Origin of the sequence: Niveibacterium sp. 24ML, from assembly GCF_026586805.1 — a bacterium.
Lineage (GTDB): Bacteria > Pseudomonadota > Gammaproteobacteria > Burkholderiales > Rhodocyclaceae > Niveibacterium.
On record NZ_JAPFHA010000019.1, the window covers coordinates 82,798 to 104,472 of the forward strand.

Genomic DNA, 21,675 nt, shown 5'->3' on the forward strand with positions numbered 1-21,675 from the left:
TTGTCAGGCTTACTTGTAGATACCCGCAATTACAAACACGTCGCCGGTACGCGCCACGTAGGAAGACTTCGGCTCAACCTTGCCGTTGGTCGGGTTCTTGAACTTGTAGTCCACCCAGCCCTTGCCCTTGCCTTTGGCCACTTCGACCATTTCCTTGCCGTATTCCTTGCCGTCCACGTCAGCGATGTCGAGCACGCTCTTGCCCACAAGCTTGGGGTTAACCGGATGCGCGAGTCGCACCCCATCGAGTCCGTACACCACCACATACAACTCGCCCTGAATGAACTCCGCATTCTTGGCATTGACCTCGGCAATCAACTTGTCCTTGCCGTTGGCTTTGGCGAAGGCCACCGCCTTGTCGACCATCGCAATCGCATCCTTCTCGGTCGGGTCTGCCGCAAGCGAAGTCAGCGGAACGGCAAGAAAACAGCACAGCGCCAGCGAAATGAGGTGTTTCATTTGATCAATCTCCAGCAAGAGAGGCTGACGGGCGCCCGACCAAGAACGATCAGGCCTTACGCCTCCGGCTTATCGGCCCCGGATTGCCAGACTTGAGCTACGAATTCCTTCTTGGTTGCGTTGGGGCAAAGCTCCCGTCAAGGGCGAGGCTCTGACCGGGCCGATCCTCGCGCGGAAAATGCCAAGCAGGCCTCGCGACTCGAGGCCCGAGCATCAAGGGGCTGCCGATTTCTGAACCGGAACAAGGTAAATATGCCGCTGGGCAGAGCCCACGGACGACCCAAAAATGGCGGGGCGGCGAGCCGATACGGGAGCGGTCGGCACGGTCCGGCGGCGGCAGTCGGTTAAATGGCGGCTGTATGTGCATACATATCAAAGGTTTGCGACAAGGGCTTGCGAGGTCTAAAAAGCGGGCGTAATGTCCGCAACCATTCCCAGCGACGAGGCCGATCATGGCAACAGTTTTTACCACCGGGCCGGACATGGATATCGACGCCGTCCTGCAATACCTTGCCATCGCACGCCAGCACTACACACAGCAGCAGATCGCAGATCACCTCGGCCTAAAGGATGCGAAGACCATCCGGCGCTGGGAAACGGGCGAGAGCAAGCCCAAGCCTTATGCAGCCCAAGCCCTGCGCCAGTTGATCCTGCCCTTCGGCACGCCCAGTACCGACGACGCGGCATTCCGTTTCATTGACCTGTTCGCCGGCATCGGCGGAATCCGTGCAGCCTTTGAAGGCATCGGCGGGCGCTGTGTCTTTACCAGCGAATGGGACAGCTACGCCCAGAAGACCTACGCCGAAAATTTCCATGACGGCCACTTGATCGCCGGCGACATCACGCAGATCGAAGCCAAGGACGTACCCGATCACGAGGTACTGCTCGCTGGTTTTCCCTGCCAGCCCTTCTCGATTGCCGGCGTCAGCAAGAAGAACGCGCTCGGCCGCGCGCACGGCTTTCACGACGAAACGCAGGGCACGCTGTTCTTCGATGTGTGCCGAATCATTGAAGCCAAGCAGCCGCGCGCCTTCCTGCTCGAAAACGTCAAGAACCTGATGTCTCACGACAAAGGCCGCACCTTCGACGTGATCCGCCGCGCGCTGCTTGACCTTGGTTATCACATCCACTACCGCTTCATCGACGGCGCGCATTTCACGCCCCAGCACCGCGAACGCATCCTCATTGTCGGTTTTCGCGAAGACGTGCCATTCGATTTCGACGCGTTGCCCCTGCCCGAAAAGGGCAGCAAGCGCATGCGCGACATCCTGCACCGCACCGACGGCAGCGAACCGAGGCTCGACTGGGACGGCGACAAGTATTTCGACCATGCCGGGCAAGCCGTGCTCGCCAAGTACACCCTCACCGACAAGCTCTGGGCCTACCTGCAGAACTATGCCCAGAAGCACAAGGCTGCTGGCAACGGCTTCGGCTTCGGGCTGGTGTATCCGGACAGCGTCTCCCGCACGCTCTCGGCGCGTTACTACAAGGACGGCTCCGAGATTCTGGTGTGGCAGGGCGAGGGCAAGAACCCGCGCCGGCTGACCCCGCGTGAGTGCGCCCGGCTGATGGGGTTTCCGGATTCGTACCGGATTCCGGTGTCCGATACGAAAGGTTACGAGCAGTTTTCGCAAGCGGCGGTGGTGCCGATGCTCGAAGTGGTCGCTAGACTCATGGCTCCGCATCTCATCAAGAGGGAGTCGGCGCCCGCGCACACAGCGGATGCGCCGAAAATCATGACGACTTCCAATCTCTGGACACGAGAACAACTCAAGCTTGCATTTCATCTTTACTGCCAGTTGCCCTTCGGGAAATTGCACAAGTCGAACCCGGAAATCGTTCGGCTTGCCGGATTGATTGGGCGAACTCCGTCAGCCGTCGCGATGAAGTTGGTCAACTTTGCCAGTCTCGATCCTGCGATTACCTCAACTGGACGCAAAGGCTTGGATGGCGCGTCGAAACTGGATCGTGAAATTTGGGCCGACTTCCACGCTGATTGGGAAGGGCTTGCCGTCCAATGCGAATTGTTGCGTAGGGAACTCGACCCTGAACCAGCACAGGATGAAGCGGACGAACAACTGCTACCAGAAGACTTCACGGGCGAGACTCGGAGAGTAGTGACCGAACAGCGAATCAAGCAAAGCTTCTTCCGCCGTGCTGTGCTGAGCAGCTATGGCGGCCGTTGCTGCATGTCGGGCGTTTCAGAGCCGCGTCTGTTGATCGCCAGCCACATCGTGCCGTGGAGCAAGGACAAGCAGAACCGACTGAATCCGAGCAATGGCCTTTGTTTGTCAGCGATTCACGACCGGGCTTTCGACACAGGGCTGATTACGCTCAGCGACGATTTCAGAGTCATCGTCTCCGATGAGTTGAAGCGGCGTGATGAGGCATTCGTACAGGCAGTGTTTTTGCCGCTGGAGGGTTGCGCGATCGCTTTGCCGGAACGGTTTGTTCCCGATTCAGCGTTCATCGCACGCCATCGCGCTGAAGAATTCATCGACAACCGAAAAGCGGCATGAACACCCACTGCATCTTTGAATACCTGTATCGCGATGCCGGCAACTTCAAGGTTTGGGGTGCGCTATTGCTTAAAGGCCAGCTATCCGAGGACGACATTGCCCTCATTACCGAGCGGTTTGATGAAGGGAATCTCTTCGTCGCCGAGCAGATTGGCGTGCCGGCACTCTGCGAGAAGCTGTGGCGCGAGTGTCAGTGTGATCCATCAGACGAGATGGATCATGTCTGGCACGAATTCAGCGCTATCCGTGCGGCAACAAGCGAAGACGTCGCTCGGCTCGAAACGTGGGGTTCTGCGGCGGAGCTGCTCGAACGAATCAAAAACGTCGACTCATGGGATCTGACCCTTTCGCCGAATTGGGCGCTTTGATGACGACGCCTAGCGAAGTTCTATTGCTCCACGAAGATGCGTTCTACGCATTCTTCAAACCGTATCGCCACCCCGAGGCGCAGCACGATATCTGGGGTGGTCATGGCCTTGAAACCTTTGGCCATGATTTCGATCTCGTTTGCAGGCTGGATCCGAATTACATCTGGACGGTCGTCGATGGGGAGGGCGGCGATCAGTGGATTACGCCGGGCATCCGCTACGTCAATCGCGTTTGCTACTTGGTTACTGAGGTTTCTCACGCAGGGTTTGAGGCGGATTTTCGCTGCCCTGATCGCTTGTCGACGCTTACGCCGTCAGGATTAAAACGGCAACTTAACAAACTGTGCCGAGCCTGCTGTGAGTAGCAGGAGGCTCGGCACAGGCCGCCGGCCGAGATCCGGGGCGGCTTGCGAGCGGGGCGCCAGACCCGGATTCCGCAGCGTGGCATCTGTGCTACCGAAAAGAAGAAGGGCCGCGAATGCGGCCCTTTCGTTTTCTGAGCGGGGCAGATCAGACCTTGTGATACACCTCGGCGCCCTTCTTCACGAACTCCACCGACTTCACTTCCATCCCCTTCTTCAGCGCTTCTTCTTCCGACACGCCTTGCGCGGCGGCGAAGTCGCGCACGTCTTGCGTGATCTTCATCGAGCAGAAGTGCGGGCCGCACATGGAGCAGAAGTGGGCGACCTTGGCGCCTTCCTGCGGCAGGGTTTCGTCGTGGTCGCTGCGGGCGGGGTCGAGGCCGAGGCCTAGGTTGAACGGGTCTTCCCAGCGGAACTCGAATCGCGCCTTGCTCATCGCGTTGTCGTGGATCTGGCTGGCCGGTTGGCCCTTGGCGAGGTTGGCGGCGATCTTGTCGGCGAGGATGCCCATGCTGCCAAGCAAAAAAAGGGCCCCGTGGGGCCCTTTCGCACATGCCGGCGCAGTGCGCTCACATGGTGTGTGCCTTCTCCAGCCCGCCCAGCAGGCGGTCGAGCTTTTCGATCAGCATGTCGATCTCTGATTCGCTCACGTCCAGCGGCGGGCGGAAGCGGATGCTGTCGGTGCCGGCGCCCAGCAGGAGCAGGTCTTCGCGGTCGAGCGCGGCGCTCACCAGCGCGCCCTTGTCGGCCGGGTTGAGCAGCGTGAAGCCCTGGTAGAGCCCCATGCCGCGCACGTTGGCGATGCGCGCCGGGTGGCGTTGGCACAGCCCTTCTAGCCCGGCAACAAGGCGCTCGGTCTTGGCCGGCACGGCCTCGATCAGGTGCTCGTCTTCGACGATCTGCCATTCTTCGACGAAGCGCACCATGTCGGCGAGGTTGCCGCCCCAGGTGGAGTCGAGCACGCCCACGTCTTCCATCGGGTTGAGCATGTAGATCACGCCGTTGCCGAACTTCTTCGCCACCGCAATCGCCTGGGGCGGGTAGGGCACGTCGTAGAGGTCGATGCAGAACACCTTGCCGGTCTGGCCGCCCGAGGTCTGCACTTCATCCAGCCCCCAGCTCACGTCGAAACGCTGGCACAGCGCCGACAGCTCGCGGTAGAAGCGCGGCAGCGCCACGCGGTGGCCGCCGGCCCCCTGCATCGGCTCGAAGATGACCCCGACGATCTCGTCGCCGTAGGTGCGCATCAGGTATTCCAGCGCTGCGAGGCAGGCGTCGACCTCGCGCTCGTTTTCCTCGTCGCTGCGGTTGGCGTCGAACTCGGGGAAGGGCACCTGCAGGTTGCCCTGGATGATGCCCTGATAGTCGCGCGTGGCGATGGGGTCATTGGCGAGCTTGGTAATGTTCAGCGCATACACCGTGCGGCCGTGGAAGGCCTGCTCGAAGTAGATGAAGCGGCGGTTCAGCGGCGTCTTGCCCTTTTCCTGCAGCTTCTTGTGATGGAGATTGATGAGGTACTTCATCATGTTCTCCACCGCCTCGGCGCCGGAGTTCACCGCATACACCTCAACGCGCTGGCCGCGCATGCACTCGGGCGCCAGTCGGTGCAGCAGCCGGTAGTAGGCGAGGCATTCCTCGGTGAGGAAGTCCGGGTTTGCCATCTTGTTGTTGGCGGCGAAGGACAGGCGTTCCAGATAGTCGGCCGCGTACAGGCGCGGGTGGTTGTAACCGAGCAGGCGTGAGCCGTAGAGGCCGCACCAGTCCATGATCCGGTCGCCGTCGGCGGTGGCGAGCCACAGCCCGCGCGAGCGGCGAATATCGACGACAAAAGGCTTGGGTTCGGCGATGACGTACTGGTTCAGTTCGGCCAGCATCGCCTGGCTATGGGGCTTGGGATAGGTCATGACTCGTCGCGGGGGCAGGCAAGCACCGCCCGGCGGGCGGCGCATCAGTGCCAGAAGGCTACTCGCTGGCTGGGCAGCCATTAACCACTATAAGTACCGGCGACGGGCGATCAGGGTGGCTAATGCGGGACGGCCACGTATCGCTTCGCAATGTGCGCCCAGGACCTGCGCCGGCATTGGGCGCAGGTCCTGGGCGGGGCGGCGTCTGTCAGGCGGCGGGCAGGACGCGGCCCTGCAGGGCAAAGCTTGGGCTGGCGGCGAAGTCTTGCGGGCTGACCGTTGCAGTGTTGGGGAAGGGGTCGACGATCGCCTTGGCGGCAAGGGTGCGTTTGGCCGGCCCGGCGCGGCGTGCGCGGATCAGGGCGGCCTGCGCGGCGATGTGCGGATCGGCCGACGCTGACGCAGCGGTGCTCAGTGCCCGCGGGGCGGAGGGGGCCGCGGGCAGGGCGCGGTTGGCTGAGTGGTGGCGTGCGTCTTCGTACTCCTCGATCAACGCGATCCAGTCGATCTTGGGGAAGGGCGCCGGTTTCTGCTCGACCACTTCGATGACCGGGCGCAGCGCACCGGCAGGCTGGGTGTCGGCCTCGGCATAGCTGCGATAGACGAACTCGCTGCAAACCATCTGATTCGGGTCGCTTTCGACCACGTGATCCAGAGCCACACGCAACAGCCAGCGCAGCGGCTCGGGCCAGTCGAGCTGGCTGCGCACGGCGCACACCACGCCCAGCTCGAATAGCTTGTCGAGCGGGTAGGGCGTGCCCAGGAACGAGCGCGCCTTCGCCTCAAGCGCGGCAAGCTGCGCCGCGTCCGGCCCGGCGCCAGCGGGGCCGAAGCGATAGACGTCGATCAGGGTGTAATTGGTGGTGTCGGTCAGGCGTGTCGACATCGTGCGCGTGATGACGCCGGTGGCGCCGGCCTCGATCATCGTGTCGGCTTCGAGTGCCATTGCCGCGTGGCTGTAGATCGAGTTGCTGGCCCACGCGATCAGGTCGGAAAGCGGCCCTACACCACGGTGTAGTAGTACATCACCGGGGCGTACGGCAGAGAGGGGGATGGCTGAGCTGTTCAATGCGCGCTCCTTCAGTTTGAGCGGGGTCGGGGGCAACCAGGGCTGAGTCCGGCGCAAGCGCAACGCGGTTGCGTCCGTCGCGCTTGGCTGCGTAAAGCGCGGCATCGGCGCGTGCAATCAGGTCTTCGGCCGAGAGTGCATCACTGCCGGTGCTTGCTACGCCGATGCTGCAGGTCAGATCGATCTGTGCGCCCTCGGCATGCACCGGGACACTGGCGAGCGCGACGCGCAGTTGCTCGGCAATCGCTGCGGCCGCAGAGCGGTCAACGCCGCGCAACACGACGAGGAACTCCTCGCCGCCGTAGCGACCGACCGCGTCGGAGTGCCGCAGTGTGCCAACCAGCCGGCGGCTTGCCTCGCGCAGGCAGGCGTCACCGGCCAGATGGCCGTGGTGGTCGTTGATCGGCTTGAAGTGGTCGAGATCCACGAACAGCACCGAGACGGGCTCGCCGAAGTCACGGAATCCCGTGCGCGCGGCGTCGAGGCGTTCGAGGATGGAGCGCCGGTTGAGCACGCCCGTCAGGGCATCGGTGCTGGCCCTTGCCTGCGCCTCATGCAGTGCTGCGCGCATTTCGCGCACACGGTCTGCCAGGCCCAGCGCCAGCAGGATGCCGGAACCTACCATCGAGAGTGGAAAGCCATAAACGATGATGTTGCTGCTCTGCACTCCAAGCGTGTCGTTGAACGCGCGCGCAAAGGTAAAGCCTTGCATCACGAGCCACGCCAACAGGAAGAAGGCCGAGGCGCGACTGCCGTGCCGCCAGCCAACTATGGCCGCGGCCGCAACGGTCAGCGTGCCCGCCAAGATCAGCACGTTCCCGGTGAGCGAAAGCGCCGCGATGTAGCGATAAGGTGTTGCGAGCATCACCAGCACCAGCAGTACAAACAGGATTTGCTGGGCGCTGAAAATCTGAGCGATGCGCGGTGCGAACTGGTCGGCATTGGTCATGCTGCGTGCAAAGCGGATTGCGGCGATGCAGGCCAGCACTGCGAAAAAAAAGGGGGTGCGTACCCCGAACTGCAGCAGATCGCGCAAGCCCGGCAGCGAGTAGGCATCGTAGGTGATCAGCGTGACGTACAGGGCCTGACAGCCCACCAGCGCGGCGTAAAGGATGAACAGGCGTTCGCGCAGGAGCAGCCAAACGCACATCGAGCTCAGCGCCAGCGCCATCAGTGCCGCGAAGCAACTCGCACTCAGACGCACGTGCATGAGCGCGGTGGCACGTGCCTCGTCGTAGCTCGTGATGCTCAGCCATGGCACCAGGCGGGTGGGCGAGCCCACGAGCCGGGCCTGCAGATACAGCGGCTGGCCGGCACGGAAGCTGTCGCCCAACGGGAAAATCAGCACCCCGCGCGTCTGGCTGCCTGGAAAGTCCGCCTGCAAGGCGCTGAGTGTTGTCGGCCGCCCGCCACCGGACGGGAACACCGTGAAGCGCTGAAAGCGCGTCTGCTGCACCACCAGTACTGGCGGTGAGTCCGACTGCCAGTCGGACGCCGGGATGATGCGGAACCAGGTGTCGCGATCAACCGTGCTCAGCGCCACCCGCGCGACCGCATCGAACTGCCCGTCCTGCGCCCCCGACAGCACCGACGCTTCGCTCGCCTCCACCCCGGGCCGCAGGCGTTCGAGACGGAACTCCACCGTCTGCGCTGCTGCGAGGAGCGGGCACAGCCACAAAAGGGCCAGGAGCAGGCGTCGGAGGAAGTGCATGTTGCGGCAGCATGAGAAGACCGCCAAGCATAGTCTCGGCGCCCCCATATTGTCCTTGTTTTGAGGCAGGTAGATGGCCGTTCTGACGAAGAAATTGGTGGGGCTGAAAGGTAGCGTGCCGACCGGGCGCGGGCGTGGCGAGTCGTTTGTTTGGTTCGAGCGAGCCTGCACAACCAGGTCAGCAGGATCCAGATTTCCATGCTGTTGTGTAAGCGTTGTAAGGAAGCCCGGGTGTTGGCCGCAGGCCGGGACCTGGGGGCACAGTAAAAACGGGGAGTTCCCGGATTCCGCCGCGATGCATCCGGGCGACCGAAAACAAAAAGGGCCGCGAAAGCGGCCCCTTCGTTTGCAGTGCAGGGCAGATCAGACCTTGTGATACACCTCGGCACCCTTCTTCACGAACTCCACCGACTTCACTTCCATCCCCTTCTTCAGCGCCTCGTCTTCCGACACGCCTTGCGCGGCGGCGAAGTCGCGTACGTCTTGCGTGATCTTCATCGAGCAGAAGTGCGGGCCGCACATGGAGCAGAAGTGGGCGACCTTGGCGCCTTCCTGCGGCAGGGTTTCGTCGTGGTAGCTGCGCGCGGTGTCGGGGTCGAGGCCGAGGTTGAACTGGTCTTCCCAGCGGAACTCGAAGCGTGCCTTGCTCATCGCGTTGTCGCGGATCTGGCTCGCCGGGTGGCCCTTTGCAAGATCGGCGGCGTGGGCCGCGATCTTGTAGGCGATGATGCCGGCCTTCACGTCGTCCTTGTTCGGCAGGCCGAGGTGCTCTTTCGGGGTGACGTAGCACAGCATGGCGCAGCCGTACCAGCCGATCTGCGCGGCGCCGATGGCGCTGGTGATGTGGTCGTAGCCCGGTGCGATGTCGGTGGTCAGCGGGCCCAGCGTGTAGAACGGCGCCTCAAAGCACCAGTCCAGTTGCAGGTCCATGTTCTCCTTGATCAGCTGCTGCGGCACATGGCCGGGGCCTTCGATCATCACCTGCACATCGTGCTTCCACGCGATCTGCGTGAGTTCGCCGAGCGTCTTCAGCTCACCAAGCTGCGCTTCGTCGTTGGCGTCCCAGATCGAGCCGGGGCGCAGGCCGTCGCCGAGCGAGAAGGCCACGTCGTAGGCCTTCATGATTTCGCAGATCTCTTCGAAGTGCGTGTAGGTGAAGTTTTCCTTGTGATGCGCGAGGCACCACTTGGCCATGATCGAGCCACCGCGGCTGACGATGCCGGTCATGCGGTTGGCGGTCATCGGCACGTACTTCAGCAGCACGCCGGCGTGGATCGTGAAGTAGTCGACGCCCTGCTCTGCCTGCTCGATCAACGTGTCGCGGAAGATCTCCCAGGTCAGGTCTTCGGCCTTGCCGTTCACCTTTTCCAGCGCCTGATAGATCGGCACCGTGCCGATCGGCACCGGGGAATTGCGCAGGATCCATTCGCGCGTTTCGTGGATGTTCTTGCCGGTCGATAGATCCATCACCGTGTCGCCACCCCAGCGAATCGACCACGTGAGCTTGTCGACTTCTTCCTGAATCGACGAGGACACCGCGCTGTTGCCGATGTTGGCGTTGATCTTGGTGAGGAAGTTGCGGCCGATGATCATCGGCTCGCTTTCGGGGTGGTTGATGTTGCTTGGGATGATGGCGCGGCCGCGGGCCACTTCGTCGCGCACGAACTCGGGCGTGATGACATCCGGAATCGCTGCACCGAAGCTCTGCCCCGGGTGACGGCGGCCCATGAAGGCGGCCATCTTCTCGCCGGTGGGGCCAGTGGCCTTGAGCGATTCGATGTAGGCGGCGCGGTTGAGGTTCTCGCGGATCGCGATGAACTCCATCTCCGGCGTGATGATGCCGCGGCGCGCGTAGTGCATCTGCGTCACGTTGGCGCCGGCTTTTGCGCGGCGCGGCTTGCGCTGCAGGTTGAAGCGCAGGCCATCGAGCGAAGGGTCCGCTTCGCGGGCACGGCCGTAGTCCGATGTCATCCCCGATAGCTGTTCGGTGTCGCCCCGCTCTTCGATCCACTTTGCGCGCAGCGCCGCGAGGCCGTTGCGCACATCCACCTTCACCGCGGGGTCGGTGTAAGGGCCGGAGCAGTCGTAAACGTAGATCGGCGGGTTCTTCTCGCCACCGAAGGCGGTCGGCGTATCGGCCTGCGTGATCTCGCGCATCGGCACGCGGATGTCGGCACGCGAGCCTTCGAAGTAGACCTTGCGCGAGTTGGGCAAGGGCGCGATGGCGGCCTCGTCGACCTGGGCGGTCGACGCGGCGAATTTGTCTTTTGCGTTCATGGTGCTTCCTCAGTCTCTGTTGTTCCGCGGGTCGCACACCTTGCGCCCTCGTGCGGCGAGGGTCTGGTGCTTGCGGGTCATGGCGGTAGGGCGGGAAGCAGGCAGGCGGGCAGGGCGCCCGGTGGCGGCTTCGCCTCCCTACGCCGGCATGACCCGGATCAGGTTCGGAGGGTGTCTCTCACCCCGAACACCTTCGGGGACCCCTGGCGAAAGCGTGGAGGCTAACCAATGGGGCAGGGGCTGGCAAGTCGGGGTTTCGGGCGTGGCGGCGGGAAGCTACGCTAAGGGTGAGTTGCTTTGGCGCGGGCAGCCACTTCAAGGGGGGCCGCCGCGCGTCTTTGCCCGCAGCCGTTGATCGCGCAAAGGCTTGCTGCACGATCAACGCGGTGCTTTAACGGCTGCTCACAAGAGAACGGAGATTCAAGCATGAGCCCAATCGCCCGATTCTTGCCCATCGCGGCGGCATCCATTCTTGTTGCATGCGCGACGACCCCGCCGCCCGCGCCGACCCCGGTTGCGCCGCAAGCCGAGCCTGCACCGGCCTTTGTTGCGTCGGTGCCCTCGTTCACGCCGCCGCCGGCGCCGCTCGAGCCAAGTAAGCCTGCCAAGGCAAAGACAAAACCGGGCAAGAAGGCCGACAAGCCGGAGAGGCCTGAAAAGGCCGACAAATCTGCCGATGCACCACCCGCGCCGGTTTCCGAGACCGTCGCCCCGGTGGCCGAAGCCTCAGCGCCACTGCCGCCGCCGCCCGCGGAAGTGCAGCCGAAAGCGCAGATCAAAGGGCCGGCCTGGCTTTCGAAGTGCGCTGCGGTGCGTAACGAGGGTGGCGCGATCTTATGCGATGCGGATTCGCTGTTGGCGACGCCTTCGGCCAACGTCAAGGTGTATGCGCGTGAAGAGAAGCTTGCCGGACCGGTTACGAACGGGGGGCGTATCGAATACCGGCCCGGGCTGCCGCGGCGCTATCGCTTGTTCGTCGTGCCCTGACCTGCGAGCGCCGGGCTTGCGGCAATTGGTGCGCGGCGACCCAGCGCAACACAAGCCACCACCCCGGCGGCAAACAGCCACATTTGCGGCGCGACCGACTCGCCAAACCAGAAGGCGGCGGCCAGCAAGGTGAGAAACGGTTGTAGCAATTGCACCTGCGCCACGCGCGCAATGCCGCCCAGTGCCAGCCCGCGGTACCAGGCGAAGAAGCCAAGAAACATGCTCACGACGCTGACGTAGGCAAACGCGCCCCATGCGGCGGGCGATGCGGCCGGCCAGCGCATCGGCCACAGGGCAAGCACCAGCACCAGCGCCGGCGCAGCAAGCACCAGCGCCCAGCAGATCACCCGCTCGGGTGGCATCTCGCGCGCCAGCATCGCCCCTTCGGTGTAGCCCACTGCGGCGGCCAGCATAGCGCCTACCAAGGCCAGATCGGCGTGGCTGATCGATCCGGCGCCGCGGTGCAGTGCGTTGCCAAGCACGAGCGCGCTGCCCGCCAAAGCGAAGGCCCACCATTGTGCCGAGGGGCGTTCGCCCGCGCGAAGCGCACCGCCCGCCGCCGTGGCGAGCGGCAGCAAGGCGGCAACCACCGCGCCGTGGCTGGAATCGGCTGACTGCATGGCCCATGCGCTGAGCAAGGGAAATCCGACGATCACCCCCAGGGCGACAAGGACAAGGCGGGTGATCTGGGTGCTGCTGGGTGCAGGTGCGCGCTGCCAGGCCAGCACCAGCAGTGCGAGCACCGCCGCCACCACGGCACGCCCGAGTCCGACGAACACCGGATCAAGCTCGGCCACCGCCCGCCGCGTCATCGGGAAGGTGAGGCTGAAGCTCGCCACCCCGATCAGACCCAGCAGGTAAGCGTGGGTGGTGGGTGCAAGCGACTTCATGGCGACTTGCGCCCGCCGCCTGCTGCCTGCGGTGCGCGCGCAAGCCGGGCTTCGTCACGCCGGATCAGGTGCAGCGTGCGGGCGTCGTAGTGATACACCGCATCGTCGCCGGTGACGGTGAGTACAGCCTGCGCCGGGTCGAGCGATAGCCGCGTCACGGCGCGCCGCTGTGGGGCGCGCAGCACGCCGAACTCGCTCACGCCGTTGCGGATACCGACGGCGTGCACCGCGCCGGTGTGAGCTTCCGCCCAGAACACCACCTGGCGCTCGGCCCACAGCGCTTCAGGGCGCGCCGCGTGCTGTGCGCTGGCCGCAACGGGCAGCATTTGCAGGCCCGCCGCAAGCAGGCAGGCGGTGTGCAGTCGGTAGCCGGAAAGCCGGCGGGGCGGGAAGTTGGGCATGGCAGTCTCCGTTGCGTTGAAGCCGACAATACCGGACACTTATCGGCTTGAACCCTGACAATTGTCTTGGCGTGTGCGGGACCGTACCGGTCTGCCGACCATGACAATCCGGAGCGCCCGATGCTGAACCTCTCACTGGATACCTCGACCAGCCTGCCTTTGGTGGAACAGATCGTGCGCGGCGTGCGCGAGCAGATCGATGACCGCTTGCTGCGCGGCGGCAGTCGCCTGCCGCCAATCCGCCAGTTCGCCACGCACTACGGCGTGAGCCGCTTCACCGTGGTGGAGGCCTACGAACGCCTGGTGGCGCTCGGTTATGTGCAGTCGCGGCGAGGCTCAGGCTTCTACGTGCAGTCGCGCGACGATCGCGGCCCGGTACGCGCCGCCGAACCAGCCCCCGATCGGGCCTTGGACGTGGCCTGGGTGGTGCGCAGCGGGCTTGATGCGCCCGACGAGCAATTGCGCGCCAGCGCCGGGTGGCTGCCGCCATCGTGGTTGCCCGAAGAGGAGATCCGCCGCCAGCTGCGTGCGATCGCGCGCGACGAGAATCCGCGCCTGACCCGCTATGGCTGTTCAATGGGCCATTTGCCCTTGCGCGAGCAGATCTGTGTGCGGATGGGCATGCGTGGCATTGCGGTGCAGCCAGAGCAGGTGCTGCTGACGCAAGGTGCTTCGCAAGCGCTCGATCTGGTGGCGCGTCTGCTGGTGCGGCCCGGCGATGTCGTGCTGGTGGACGACCCCGGCTACCACGCGTTTTTTGGCAACCTGCGCTTACAGGGAGCGCGCCTGATCGGCGTGCCGCGTACTGCTCAAGGGCCGGACCCGGATGCGCTGGAACAACTGGCGGCCGAACACAAGCCGCGCCTGTTCTACACCCAGTCTGCCCTGCACAACCCCACCGGCACCGACCTGTCGCCCGCGGTGGCGCACCGGGTGTTGCGCTGCGCCGAGCAGCATGACTTCGCGATCCTTGAAGACGACGTGTTCGGCGGTTTCCAGACGACGCCGACGGTGCGACTCGCCACCCTCGATCAGCTTGCGCGGGTGATCTATGTGAACAGCTTTTCGAAGACGATTTCGGCCGATCTGCGGGTCGGCTACCTTGCTGCCAACCCTGCGCTGGTGGCCGCACTGCGCGATCTGAAGCTCCTCACGAGCAACACCTCGGCCGAGCTGAATGAATCGCTGGTGCACGGCATGCTGGTGGGCGGGCAGTACCGGCGACACTGCGAGCGCTTGCGCGAGCGACTCGATGCCGCGCGGGCCAGTGCCATGCGCATGCTCGAACGCGCCGGCTGCGAGGTGCCCTACGTACCGGCGGCCGGCATGTTCCTCTGGGCCCGCATGCAGGGGGTTGAGGATGCTGCGGCGCTGGTGGAGGCGGCGGCCAGGGTGGGCATCCTGCTGGCGCCCGGGCAGACTTTTCGCCCGCAGATGCAGACTTCGCCCTACTTCCGCATCAACATTGCGTACGGCAGCGACCGGCGCCTGGAGCGTTTTCTCGCGCAGGTGTCCGCTTAGTCCCGGTGGCGCGCCATGGCTCAGACGGCGTTGCTGGCCGCAAGGCAGTCGCGCAGCGTGGCGGCCCACAGCCGGGCGGTGACCGACGGGTAGTAACTGAGGTAGAAGGCGGTGGGGGCTGGCGCGCCATCGCGCAGGTTCAGTTCCACCAGCCGGCCCAGCGCAATCTGTTCGGCGACCAGGTAGCGCGGCAACAGGGCCACCCCCAGCCCCGCGCGCACGCCTTCGAGCAGCGCAAAGCTGTTGCCGAGCACGCGGGTGTCGGTTAGCGAGCCGAGTTCCATGCCGGCGGCCGCGAGCAGGTCGCTCCAGCTATGACTGCGCTCGGCATTGCGCAGCAGGATGCGGTGCGAAGCGAGCGTAGCGACCGTGTCCGGCGTGCCGTGCGCGCTGGCGTAGCTGCGGCTGCACACCAGCAGACTGGCGCTGGTCAGCAAGGGCTCATGCACCAGCCGCGCTTCGTCCGGATGGTTGCGCACCGCAAGGTCGAAGCGGCTGTCGGCAAGGGCCACCGGCTGATCGCTCAGGTGCAGATCAACGATCAGTCCATGCGCTTCGATCTGCGGCAGGCGTGGGGTGATGTAGCAACTGCCCAGGTCCACCGGGGCGGTCACGCGGATGCGTTGGCGCTCGCCGACGATGCGGATCATGTCGAGCGTGCGTTCGATCGATTTTTCGGCGAGGCGGTATTCCTCCAGCAGCAGTGCGCCGCGCTCGGTCAGGCGCAGCGGCTGGCCCGGGCCGCGCAGAAAGAGCGCGAAGCCCAGCCGGTCTTCAAGCTGGCGGATCTGATAGCTGACGCCCGCTTGTGTGAGCGCCAGCTCTTCGGCCGCCCGCGAAAAACTGCCGTGGCGGGCGACGGCGGCAAAGCCGGGGAGGTGAGGCAGCAGCGATCTGAGCACAAGGCAAACTTATGGCAATAACAGATCGCCAAGTTTGGCTTTTGGCGGCGCGGCGCGCAAGATCTTGTCACCGACCCCGCCACGGGGGACGCGCCAAAGGAAAGGGGCTGGTATGAAGATCGAGCATGTCGCGATCTGGACGACGGATCTCGAAGCCATCAAGGACTTCTATGTCGAGCGTTTCGGGGCCACCGCCAGCGCGCCCTACCGCAACGAGAACAAGGGCTTCAGCTCTTATTTTCTGAGCTTCGGTGGTGGCGCGCGGCTTGAGCTGATGAACAAGCCCGGCATCCCGGCCAGCCGAGACGACCCACATCTCCAGCGCCTCGGGCTGATCCACCTGGCCATCTCGGTGGGCAGCAAGGATGCGGTGGACCGCCACCATGCCCGCAGTGTCGCCGACGGCCTTTGCGTGGTGGATGGCCCGCGCTGGACGGGCGACGGTTACTACGAGTACGTGTTGCTCGACCCTGAAGACAATCGCATCGAAGTCACGATCTGATGCGCACAATGGCTTGATTGAAGATGAACGGAATCCGACTGATCGCGTGCGATCTCGATGGCACCTTGCTCGACGAGCGCAAGCAACTCCCCGATGACTTCGCCGCCACGCTGGCGCGATTGGGCCGCCACGGTGTGGTGTTCTGCCCCGCCAGTGGCCGCCAGTACCACAGCATTGTCGCGCTGTTCCCGGCGCTCGCGGCGAGCCTGCCGGTGATCGCCGAGAACGGCGCCCTGGTGATGATGGGCGAGCGGGAACTGGCGTCGAGCTGCGTCGCAGCCGCCGATGTGCCGCGACTGGTCGCCACCTGGCGTGGCTTGGTCCGCCAGGGGCGAGCGCTTGGGGCGGTGCTGTGCGGCAAGCGTGCGGCTTACGTTGAACGCAGCGACACGGCATTCGTCGAGGAAACGGCCAAGTACTACCCGCGCCTCGAAGTCGTGGATGACTTCTGCACGGTGGATGACGAGGTCCTGAAGTTTGCGCTGTACGACAGCGGCTGCGCCGAGCGCGAGGTGTATCCGCACTTTGCTGCGCTGGGGCCCAGCCTCAAGGCGGTGGTGTCAGGCGAACACTGGGTCGATGTGATGGCCGCCGGGGTGAACAAGGGCCGCGGCCTGCAACAGTTGCAAAAGGCGCTGGGGATCGAGCGGGCGCACACCATGGCCTTCGGCGACTTCACCAACGATCTTGAAATGCTCGAAGCCGCGGCGCATTCCTACGCAATGAAGAACGCCCATCCGGCCGTGCTTGCGGTGGCGCGACATCGTGCGCCCTGCAACACCGAACGCGGCGTACAGCAGGTGATTCACGGCATGCTGGCCGGCGCGGGCGTCTGAGCGGCGCAAGGCCCGCGCCGCCAGCCCGGCCTTAGGGAAGGCCAGAATAAGTGGCTGCGACGGCGCATCGCTGCGCTGCGGCGTGCTCGCTCCCGCGCCTATCCCTTTGATATGTCTTGGTCGTTGCGCGCGCCGTGCCTTGCGCAGCATCCCTCTCGCTCACTTATTCAGACCTTCCTTAGCGTGCCAGCCGGTACATCGCCATGCTGGCAAGGAAGTTCGGCTCCTCGATCACCGGCTTGTCATCGTCGAAAGCCGCGCGTTCGAGGATGCGGATACCGCGCGCTTCGCACAGCGCTTCGAAGTCCGCAATCGTGAAGAAGCGGACGTTGGGCGTGTCGTACCACTCGAAGGGCAGGCTTTCGGAGACCGGCATGCGGCCGTTGAGAATTGCCTGCCGGTGCTTCCAGTAGCCGAAGTTCGGAAAGCTGACGACCGCTTCGCGGCCCACGCGCAGCATTTCGTCGAGGATCTTTTCGGTGTGGTGCACCGCCTGCAGCGACAGGCTCATGATCACATGATCGAACTGCGCGTTCTGGAAGTCGGCGAGGCCTTTTTCCATGTCGATCTGCAGCACGTTCACATCGTTGCGTACGCAGGCCACCACCCGCTCCGGGTCGGCTTCGACGCCGTATCCCTTCACGCCGCGGGTGTCGCGCAGGAAGGCGAGCAGGCTGCCGTCGCCGCAACCCAGATCGAGCACGGTTTCGCCGGGGCTGACCCAGCGCGCGATCACTTCAAAATCGAAACGTTGTTGTGTTTGCATCTCAGACCTCGATTCCATCGAACCATGCACGCAAGACGGCGTGGTACTGCGGATCGTCGAGCAGGAAAGAGTCGTGGCCCGCCGTGCTTTCAAGCTCGGCGTAGCTCACCTTGAGGCCGTTGCGGATCAGCGCGAAGACCAGTTCGCGCGAACGCTCGGGTGAAAAGCGCCAGTCGGTCGAGAACGAGGCGACGAAGAAGTTCGCCTTCGCGCGCGCCAGTGCGGCGGCCAGGTCACCGTTGTAGTTGAAGGCCGGGTCGAAATAGTCGAGCGCCTTGGTCGCCAGCAGGTAGGTGTTAGCGTCGAAGTAGCCGGCGAACTTGTCGCCCTGGTAGCGCAGGTAGGACTCGATCTCGAACTCCACGTCCCAGTGATACTTGTGCTCGCCGTGACGCAGCTTGCGGCCGAATTTCTCGGCCATTGCGTCGTCGGAAAGATAGGTGATGTGGCCCACCATGCGCGCGAGTTTGAGGCCGTTGACCGGCACCACGCCGTGCTCGTAGTAGTGGCCGCCGTGGAACTGCGGGTCCGACTTGATCGCCTGCCGCGCCACCTCGTTGAAGGCGATGTTCTGCGCCGAAAGCTTGGGCGCGGCGGCAATGATGGCGGCGTGTGCAACGCGCTCGGGGTAGGCCAGTGTCCAGTGCAGCGCCTGCATGCCGCCGAGGCTGCCGCCCACCACCGCGGCAAAACGTTTGATGCCGAGCCGGTCAGCCAGGCGCGCCTGCGCCTCGACCCAGTCTTCCACCGTGACGAAGGGGAAATCGGCGCCCCAGGGCTTGCCGGTCGCCGGGTTGATCGAGGTAGGGCCGGTCGAACCGTAACAGCCACCCAGGTTGTTCACGCCGATCACGAAGAACTTGTTGGTGTCGAGCGGTTTGCCGGGGCCGACGAGGTTGTCCCACCAGCCGACGCTCTTGGGCTGGTTGGCGTAGGTGCCGGCCACGTGGTGCGAGCCTGAGAGCGCGTGGCACACCAGCACCGCGTTGTCGCAGCTGGCGTTGAGGGTGCCGTAGGTCTCGTAGACCAGGTCGTAGGCGGGCAGCACGGCGCCGCTTCGCAGCGTCAGCGGCTCGGAGAAGTGCGCCGTCTGTGCTGCGACGACGCCAACGGATCCGGATGAGTTCATGTTTTAGGCAGTCAGAAAAGCGAAAACCCGACCGGCTCGTGGAGAGCAATCGGTCGGGCTGCCCTCGCTTTAGCCGGATTTGTATTGCGCCCGCAAGCTGTGAATCAAATCGGCGCAGTGGCAGGAAACTAACGCGGGGCGGGGCGGAAGTCAAACCGCGGGGTCAAGATAGAAAGGGCCGTCGCAATGCGGCGGCCCACCCGAACGCCCGCAGCGGACGCTGCGCTCAGAGCCTGAACTTCGACACCGCGGCGCGCAGTTCGGCGGCCATGCCTTCCAGATCACTGACGGATGTCGCACTGCGGGTGATGGCCGCATTGGTCGAATCGCTCATCTGCGCGATGCGTTCGATGTGTTCGGCGATCGCGTGGCTGGCCGAACTTTGCTCCGTGTAGGTCTCAACCAGTTCGGCCACTTCGTGGCGGGTGGTGTCGGCGCCGGTCTTGAGCGAATCGAGCGCCGGCCCGAGGCGGCTGATCGCCTGCACGCTGGAATTGGCCTGCGTGGCCGAGGCGCGCATCACTTTCGCCACGCTTTCGGTTTCGCCGTGGATGGCGCCCAGCGCTGTCATGATTTCGCTGGTGGCCTTGCCGGTCTTCTCGGCCAGCTTGCGCACCTCGTCGGCCACCACCGCAAAGCCGCGGCCTTGTTCGCCGGCCCGTGCTGCTTCGATGGCGGCGTTGAGTGCAAGCAGGTTGGTCTGGTCGGCGATCTCCTTGATGATGCTGGCGATACCGCTGATGTGGGTGGAGTGCTTCTCAAGCCGGCCGATGTTTGCCGCGGCGGTGTTCACCGATTCGGCCACGCGGCCCACTTCGCCGCTGGCATCCTCGGCGATGGCGGTGCCGTCTTGCGAGAGGCGGTGCGCGCTCTCGGCCTCTTCCCGCACGCGGGATGCGCGCTCGGCCACATGGTCGAGGCCGGCGGTCATTTCCTGCACCGCGGCGGCAATGCCCGCTGCGGCTTCGCTTTGCTGCGCTGCGCTGCCTTCGATCTCGTGATACGCGCTGTTCAGATGCTGCGCTGCACCGGCGATGTTGCCGCTGGACTGTTCGATCGCGCTGATCATCTCGCGCAACTGGTTCTGCATGGCATCGAGTGCTTCAAGCAGCTTGCCGGTTTCGTCGCGGCGCGTGGCGGTGATCTTGGTGCTCAGATCGCCGGCAGCAATCTTCTGCGCCAGCTTGACCGATTGCCCGAGCGGAATCGTGACCGAGCGGATGATCGAGAACGACAGCGCGGCAGCCGCAACCAGCCCGACAAGCGCGATCCACATGGTCGAACTGTTGATCTTGGCGGCGGTGGCCGCCACGGCTGCGTTCGAGGCTTCAGTGTCCTTCACCTGCATCTTGAGCAGCGCGGTCAGGGCGTCGATCGCCTGCTCGAAGGCCGGTAGCGCGTTGGAGCGGAACTCGGACACCGCCTGCATGCGGTCGCCCTCGCCGTACAACTTGATCAGCTTGTCGCGCGACTCGGTGAATTCCGTGTAGCTGGTCTGGAAGGTCTTGATGTGCTTTTTCGAGGTGGCATCGTTCATCAACTTGAACGCTGCCTGCAAACCCTTGAGCGCGTCGGCATCGAGCTTGCGCATCGCCTCGAAGTGCTCTTCCGCAGTCTTCACATACTGGGTTTCCATCGCCAGCACGATGCGCATGCGGCTGCGGTGCAGGGTGTCGAGCGACACGCCCAGCTGGGACATTGGCACGGTGTGCTGGGCGTAGGCGCTGTCGATCTGGGCGGTTGCGGTACTCAGGCCCGATCGGCCCAGCACCACCACCACGACCACCAGCAAAAGCAGAAAGCTGGAGAGCAGGACCAGTCGGGTCGAGATCCGCAGGTTCTTCATCATTTTTGTTTTGGCTCCTGTGAAGGGACTGGCAAGTGACAACATCGTTATCGGCAAGCTTCATGGCAACTTGAGCACAGGTAGGGGCGTTCCTTGCCACAATGTGAAACGAGCCGGGTGAGGGGGGTGTGCTTGGTTCGATCGAAAAACATGACGTCGGCGTGCGGCTCGCCTATAACGACTACTCGCTCCAAATGACTTGTCGTCCCGCGCAGGGGGCGGCAGTGGAGGATTGAATGTCGGTATTGCCCAACCTGATCGGACAAGCCCCGAATTTCCTGCACGCCATCGGCCTCATCGAGCGCATGGCGCGTTTCGACGCGCCGGTGCTGATCACCGGTGAGACCGGCACGGGCAAGGAGGTGGCGGCGCGCGCGATTCATTACCTGTCCGCCCGCCGCGATGCGCCTTTCGTGCCCCTGAACTGCGGCGCCTTGCCCGACGCCCTGATCGAAAGCGAGCTCTTCGGCGCCGAGCGCGGGGCCTACACCGATGCGCGCCAGTCGCGCGGTGGCCTGGTCGAGGCGGCCGATGGCGGCAGCCTCTTTCTTGACGAAGTGGATGCGCTGCCCCCGCGTGCGCAGGTGTCGCTGCTGCGCTTTCTGCAGGATCAGACCTACCGCCCGCTCGGGTGTGCGCGCGAACGGGCGGCGAATGTGCGCGTCATCGCCGCTGCCAGCCCGCGCTTGGCGCAACTGATTGCGCGCGGCGAGTTCAGGCCGGACCTGGCCTGGCGGCTCAACGTGCTGGCGGTTGAGCTCCCTCCGCTGCGCGAGCGGCCGGGCGACCCCCGCCTGCTGGCGGAGCACTTCCTTGCGCGCTACTCACGGCGCTACGGCGTGGCGTGCCGCGGGCTTGATCCGGCCAGCGTCGCCTGGCTTGAAACCCAAGCCTGGCCGGGGAATGTGCGCGAGCTCGATAACCTCATCCATCGCAGCCTGCTGCTGTGCGATGGCGGCGTGCTTCGGCTCGGCGCCCCGCCGACAGCAGGCGCCGCCGGCGATGCGGCGCAAGCGCACCTGAGCTTCAACGATGCGCGCGCGGCGGCGATCGAGGCGTTCGAGCGGCAGTACCTTGAAAACCTGATGCAACTCACCGGTGGCAACGTCAGCCTTGCCGCCCGTATTGCGGGCAAGGAGCGCCGTTGCCTGGGCAAGTTGCTCAAGAAACACGGCCTCGATCGCAGCACCGCTGCCGGTGCCATTGTGGGTGGGTCTGCGCAGACC

The 21,675-nt window shown here is 64.4% G+C and carries 19 protein-coding genes, 1 pseudogene and 1 riboswitch; of the genes and pseudogenes, 8 read left to right on the plus strand and 12 right to left on the minus strand.

Annotated elements, in window-relative coordinates; translation table 11 throughout:
* Window positions 1-9 precede the first annotated feature (9 nt).
* Window positions 10-459, minus strand: coding sequence for a cache domain-containing protein (locus OPU71_RS15675; RefSeq protein WP_267728950.1), 450 nt, complete (start codon window positions 457-459; stop codon window positions 10-12).
* Window positions 460-911: 452 nt separating this feature from the next.
* Here OPU71_RS15675 and dcm point away from each other — a divergent pair, with 452 nt between their 5' ends.
* The 3 genes from dcm to OPU71_RS15695 are packed head-to-tail and all read left to right on the plus strand — an operon-like array spanning window position 912 to window position 3,711.
* Window positions 912-2,978: a DNA (cytosine-5-)-methyltransferase gene (gene dcm / locus OPU71_RS21270; RefSeq protein WP_324256075.1), complete on the plus strand. Its 2,067-nt coding sequence runs from the start codon at window positions 912-914 to the stop codon at window positions 2,976-2,978.
* Window positions 2,975-3,346: a hypothetical protein gene (locus tag OPU71_RS15690; RefSeq protein ID WP_267728951.1), complete on the plus strand. Its 372-nt coding sequence runs from the start codon at window positions 2,975-2,977 to the stop codon at window positions 3,344-3,346. Before dcm ends, OPU71_RS15690 begins: the two co-directional genes overlap by 4 nt.
* Window positions 3,346-3,711 (plus strand): hypothetical protein, encoded by a 366-nt coding sequence (locus OPU71_RS15695; RefSeq protein ID WP_267728952.1) that lies wholly within the window; start codon window positions 3,346-3,348, stop codon window positions 3,709-3,711. Before OPU71_RS15690 ends, OPU71_RS15695 begins: the two co-directional genes overlap by 1 nt.
* A gap of 145 nt (window positions 3,712-3,856) precedes the next feature.
* On the opposite strand, the pseudogene OPU71_RS15700 reads toward OPU71_RS15695, so the two are convergent.
* From OPU71_RS15700 to thiC, 5 genes and pseudogenes are all read right to left on the minus strand, one after another.
* Window positions 3,857-4,216, minus strand: a pseudogene (locus OPU71_RS15700) (phosphomethylpyrimidine synthase ThiC); the annotation flags it as partial.
* Window positions 4,217-4,277: 61 nt separating this feature from the next.
* The gene (locus tag OPU71_RS15705; protein WP_267728953.1) at window positions 4,278-5,612 is read right to left on the minus strand and encodes an aminotransferase class III-fold pyridoxal phosphate-dependent enzyme; all 1,335 of its coding nucleotides are present in this window, start codon (window positions 5,610-5,612) and stop codon (window positions 4,278-4,280) included.
* Window positions 5,613-5,820: 208 nt separating this feature from the next.
* Window positions 5,821-6,681 (minus strand): hypothetical protein, encoded by an 861-nt coding sequence (locus tag OPU71_RS15710; RefSeq protein ID WP_267728954.1) that lies wholly within the window; start codon window positions 6,679-6,681, stop codon window positions 5,821-5,823.
* Complete coding sequence (locus tag OPU71_RS15715) at window positions 6,638-8,392, minus strand: diguanylate cyclase (RefSeq protein WP_267728955.1); 1,755 nt, start codon at window positions 8,390-8,392, stop codon at window positions 6,638-6,640. The genes OPU71_RS15710 and OPU71_RS15715 overlap by 44 nt, the downstream gene beginning before the upstream one ends.
* Window positions 8,393-8,755: 363 nt before the next feature.
* Window positions 8,756-10,669: a phosphomethylpyrimidine synthase ThiC gene (thiC, locus tag OPU71_RS15720; protein WP_267728956.1), complete on the minus strand. Its 1,914-nt coding sequence runs from the start codon at window positions 10,667-10,669 to the stop codon at window positions 8,756-8,758.
* 118 nt (window positions 10,670-10,787) lie between these two features.
* A riboswitch (TPP riboswitch) is annotated at window positions 10,788-10,884 on the minus strand.
* A gap of 211 nt (window positions 10,885-11,095) precedes the next feature.
* Here thiC and OPU71_RS15725 point away from each other — a divergent pair.
* A complete protein-coding gene (locus tag OPU71_RS15725; RefSeq protein WP_267728957.1) occupies window positions 11,096-11,656 on the plus strand; it encodes a hypothetical protein in 561 nt (186 codons plus the stop codon).
* On the opposite strand, the gene OPU71_RS15730 is transcribed toward OPU71_RS15725, so the two are convergent.
* Both OPU71_RS15730 and OPU71_RS15735 read right to left on the minus strand, forming a co-directional pair.
* Window positions 11,632-12,546 carry a DMT family transporter gene (locus tag OPU71_RS15730; protein ID WP_267728958.1) on the minus strand — a complete coding sequence of 305 codons (915 nt, stop codon included), beginning with the start codon at window positions 12,544-12,546 and terminating at the stop codon, window positions 11,632-11,634. The genes OPU71_RS15725 and OPU71_RS15730 overlap by 25 nt on opposite strands.
* On the minus strand, window positions 12,543-12,947 hold the full coding sequence (locus tag OPU71_RS15735; protein ID WP_267728959.1) for a hypothetical protein: 405 nt from the start codon (window positions 12,945-12,947) through the stop codon (window positions 12,543-12,545). The genes OPU71_RS15730 and OPU71_RS15735 overlap by 4 nt, the downstream gene beginning before the upstream one ends.
* A gap of 120 nt (window positions 12,948-13,067) precedes the next feature.
* Here OPU71_RS15735 and OPU71_RS15740 point away from each other — a divergent pair, with 120 nt between their 5' ends.
* Window positions 13,068-14,468, plus strand: a complete 1,401-nt coding sequence (locus tag OPU71_RS15740) for a PLP-dependent aminotransferase family protein (protein WP_267728960.1) — start codon at window positions 13,068-13,070, stop codon at window positions 14,466-14,468.
* 20 nt (window positions 14,469-14,488) lie between these two features.
* Here OPU71_RS15740 and OPU71_RS15745 read toward each other — a convergent pair whose 3' ends face one another.
* Entirely contained in the window at window positions 14,489-15,370 is an 882-nt protein-coding gene (locus OPU71_RS15745; protein WP_267728961.1) for a LysR family transcriptional regulator, read from the minus strand.
* Between the two features lie 112 nt (window positions 15,371-15,482).
* Between OPU71_RS15745 and OPU71_RS15750 the strand changes: the two genes are divergently transcribed.
* Together OPU71_RS15750 and OPU71_RS15755 are read left to right on the plus strand one after the other, a co-directional pair.
* Window positions 15,483-15,872, plus strand: a complete 390-nt coding sequence (locus OPU71_RS15750) for a VOC family protein (RefSeq protein ID WP_267728962.1) — start codon at window positions 15,483-15,485, stop codon at window positions 15,870-15,872.
* 23 nt (window positions 15,873-15,895) lie between these two features.
* Window positions 15,896-16,708 (plus strand): HAD family hydrolase, encoded by an 813-nt coding sequence (locus OPU71_RS15755; protein WP_267728963.1) that lies wholly within the window; start codon window positions 15,896-15,898, stop codon window positions 16,706-16,708.
* A 178-nt stretch (window positions 16,709-16,886) separates the two neighbouring features.
* Here the strand turns inward: OPU71_RS15755 and metW are convergent, their stop codons facing one another.
* The 3 genes from metW to OPU71_RS15770 all read right to left on the minus strand — a co-directional run bounded on the left by metW (window position 16,887) and on the right by OPU71_RS15770 (window position 20,452).
* Window positions 16,887-17,474 carry a methionine biosynthesis protein MetW gene (gene metW, locus OPU71_RS15760; protein WP_267728964.1) on the minus strand — a complete coding sequence of 196 codons (588 nt, stop codon included), beginning with the start codon at window positions 17,472-17,474 and terminating at the stop codon, window positions 16,887-16,889.
* A gap of 1 nt (window position 17,475) precedes the next feature.
* Window positions 17,476-18,603 (minus strand): homoserine O-succinyltransferase MetX, encoded by a 1,128-nt coding sequence (gene metX / locus OPU71_RS15765; RefSeq protein WP_267728965.1) that lies wholly within the window; start codon window positions 18,601-18,603, stop codon window positions 17,476-17,478.
* Between the two features lie 226 nt (window positions 18,604-18,829).
* The gene (locus OPU71_RS15770) at window positions 18,830-20,452 is read right to left on the minus strand and encodes a methyl-accepting chemotaxis protein (protein ID WP_267728966.1); all 1,623 of its coding nucleotides are present in this window, start codon (window positions 20,450-20,452) and stop codon (window positions 18,830-18,832) included.
* 233 nt (window positions 20,453-20,685) lie between these two features.
* Here OPU71_RS15770 and OPU71_RS15775 point away from each other — a divergent pair.
* On the plus strand, window positions 20,686-21,675 hold a 990-nt coding region (locus OPU71_RS15775), incomplete at its 3' end, for a sigma 54-interacting transcriptional regulator (RefSeq protein WP_267728967.1).